Annotated in this window: 2 protein-coding genes; one reads left to right on the top strand and one right to left on the bottom strand. The window is 56.0% G+C overall.

Annotated elements, in window-relative coordinates:
• Positions 1-89: 89 nt before the first annotated feature.
• Positions 90-980 carry a LysR family transcriptional regulator gene (locus tag SVU69_13615; GenBank protein ID MDY6944034.1) on the bottom strand — a complete coding sequence of 297 codons (891 nt, stop codon included), beginning with the start codon at positions 978-980 and terminating at the stop codon, positions 90-92.
• 111 nt (positions 981-1091) lie between these two features.
• Here SVU69_13615 and metE point away from each other — a divergent pair.
• Positions 1092-3178 (top strand): 5-methyltetrahydropteroyltriglutamate--homocysteine S-methyltransferase (gene metE / locus SVU69_13610; GenBank protein MDY6944033.1); only part of this gene is annotated, 2087 nt, incomplete at its 3' end.

The following is a 3178-nucleotide window of genomic DNA, read 5'->3' as shown; positions in this document are numbered from 1 at the left end:
ACGGAATATGGGTTTTGTAAGGGGAGCGGGGTACCCCTCAAAGTGTTGAATCCCGGAATCGCCGCCTTGAATAAAGTGTATTTCTTCCTCTACGCGGTTTCATGCTTTCGGGCCAACTGAACGAAGGCCGTGATGTGCTGATTATTGGCTGAGTAGTCGCGATAGCCGAGGTGGATCTGTTTGTGCACGCCATTATTGCCCAGGCGTACGGCGCGCACGGGCAGGGTCTTTCGGTAGGTATGTACCAGCCATTCTGGCAGGCTCGATACGCCGCGCCCGGCCGCTACCATTTGCAGAATCATTTCAGTGTCTTCCAGCGTCTTGTGTCTCTTCGGCAAGCAACGGGCCGGCAGTAAAAACTGTTGATAAATGTCCAAGCGCTCGGTGGCGACTGGATACGTGTATAGGGTCTGATCCGAGAGTTGCGACGGTTCGATATGATCCAGGCCGCCAAGCGGGCTGTTGTCAGCCACCACCAGCACCTGTTCATAGTTCAGTACCGGTTCAAAGGAAATCCCTTCACGCAGCACCGGGTCCGGGGTGACCAGGATATCGATGTCATGATTGAACAGCGCCGCCAGGCCGCCGAACTGAAATTGCTGTTTCACGTCCACGTCCACGCCGGGCCAGCGTGTCAGAAACGGCTGGACTAGTTTCAGTAACCACTGGTAACAGGGGTGGCATTCCATGCCAATGCGCAGCATGCCTTTATCGCCACTGGCGTATTGGTGTAGCACTTCATCGACATGTTCCAGTTGCGGTAGCAGCCGTGCGGCTTCCCGTTGCAGGTAGGTGCCTGCCGGGGTGAGTTGCAACTGGCGTCCTTCCTTGGTCCACAGGGATGTGCCCAGGCGTGCCTCCAGCTTCTTGATCGTATGCGTGAGGGCGGGCTGGGTCAGGCTCAGTGCTTTGGCAGCGGCGGTAAGTGATCCGTGCCGTTCAATTTCGCGCAGGATACGCAGGTGGACTCGATCAATCATGGTGGCAGATAGGTCATTAGTAAAATTAATGAATAAATGAAAATATACCATTATTCGTCATGATTTGCTTTCCATATGCTGTGTCGCAATCAGCTAAACGGAGAACAGGTTATGGCTTCATTACACAACTTGGGGTTTCCCCGCGTCGGCGCTAAACGCGAACTGAAATTCGCCCAGGAGGCGTTCTGGAAGGGGCAGGCTTCCGAAGCGGAGCTGCTGGCAACCGCCAAGCAGATCCGCGGCGTTAACTGGCAAATGCAACAGTCACTGGATCTTGTGCCGGTAGGGGATTTCTCGCTGTACGACCAGGTATTGGACATGAGCTTCACCCTGGGCCATCTACCGGCGCGGGTTGCCGGTCTGCAAGGCAGCGAACTGGATAACTACTTCCGCGTGGCGCGTGGTCGTTCCGCAAACGATACCGGCTGCGCCTGTGTGCATGCCGGTGAAATGACCAAGTGGTTCGATACCAACTATCACTACATCGTGCCGGAGGTCACCGCCGATACCACCTTCACCCTGAATACGGAGCGTCTGCTCAGCCAACTGGCGGAGGCAAAACACTCTGGAGTGAATGCCAAGCCGGTGATCATCGGTCCGGTGACCTATCTGTGGCTAAGTAAAGAAAAAGACGCATCCAATCGTCTGGATCTGTTACCAAAGCTGCTGCCGCTCTACGGCGAGCTGCTGGAAAAACTGGCCGATGCCGGAGCCCAGTGGGTGCAGATAGACGAACCTGCTCTGGTTACCGAGTTGGACGCCCAATGGCAGCAGGCCTTTGAGCCTACCTATCATTACCTTAAAGAAAGCCCGGTCAAGATACTGCTGGCCACCTACTTCGGTACCCTGCAGGCGAATCTACAATTGGCTTGCAATTTGCCGGTCGCCGGTCTGCACGTGGATGCGGTGCGTGGCCGTGTTGAGATTGGGACGATCATGGACTGGTTGCCGGTACACAAGGTGCTGTCCGTGGGCGCCATCGACGGTCGCAACATATGGAAAACCGATCTCAACGCTACCCTAGACTGGCTGGAACCCATGGCGCAAAAACTGGGCGATCGCCTGTGGATCGCGCCGTCCTGCTCGCTGTTGCATGTGCCGGTGGACCTGGACAGCGAACAGAAACTGGATGTCGATATCCGCAGCTGGCTGGCCTTCGCCAAACAGAAACTGGTGGAGCTCGCCGTGCTGGGCAAGGCTATCAATGAAGGTCGTGCAGCGGTTGCGGACGAACTGGACGCCAACCGGGACGCTATCGACAGCCGCAAGAACTCCGAACGTGTACACAATCCGGTAGTAAATGCCGCGGTAAAAAATGTTACCGCCAAACTGGGTCAGCGTGAGAGCCCCTATTCCGAACGTATCGTCAAGCAGCACACACATCTGAAGCTGCCGTTGTATCCGACCACAACAATCGGCTCCTTCCCCCAGACACCGGCCATCCGCAAGGCGCGATTGGCGTTCAAAAAGCAGGAAATTTCTGCTGAACAATATAAAGCGAAGATGCAGGCCGAGATCGAACACGCCGTGCGCGAGCAGGAAAAACTGGGCCTGGATGTGCTGGTACACGGCGAGGCCGAACGTAACGATATGGTGGAGTACTTCGGTGAGCAACTGGAGGGCTTTGCTTTCACCCGGTTCGGCTGGGTTCAGTCCTACGGCTCGCGCTGCGTCAAGCCGCCGATTCTGTTCGGTGACATCAGCCGTCCGAAAGCCATGACGGTTGAATGGATCAAATATGCTCGGTCGCTAACCGACAAGCCGCTGAAAGGCATGCTCACCGGCCCGGTCACCATTCTCAACTGGTCCTTCGTGCGTGACGATCAGCCTCGCCGTGACAGCTGTTTGCAACTGGCCCTGGCCATTCGCGAGGAAGTGCTGGACCTGGAGGCGGGGGGTGGCAACATCATCCAGATCGATGAAGCCGCGTTGCGTGAGGGTCTACCGCTGCGGCGCAGTGAATGGCAGGACTACCTCGACTGGGCAGTGGAGTCCTTTCGTATCACCGCTAACGGTGTGCGCGACGACACCCAGATTCACACCCATATGTGTTATTCCGACTTCAACGACATTATTGAAGCCATTGCCCATATGGATGCGGATGTCATCACCATTGAAACCTCACGTTCCGATATGGAGCTGTTGGACGTGTTCGAGGAATTTGAATACCCGAACGAAATCGGCCCCGGTGTGTACGA

Source organism: Pseudomonadota bacterium (assembly GCA_034189865.1).
Taxonomy (GTDB): Bacteria; Pseudomonadota; Gammaproteobacteria; order UBA5335; family UBA5335; genus JAXHTV01.
The sequence above is the reverse complement of the archived record's forward strand: the minus strand, read 5'-3'. Positions and strand labels throughout refer to the sequence as shown.

Bases quoted from the DNA above. Each gene is read 5' to 3' on its own strand.
- SVU69_13615 (MDY6944034.1), bottom strand. From the start codon at position 980: ATGATTGATCGAGTCCACCTGCGTATCCTGCGCGAAATTGAACGGCAC.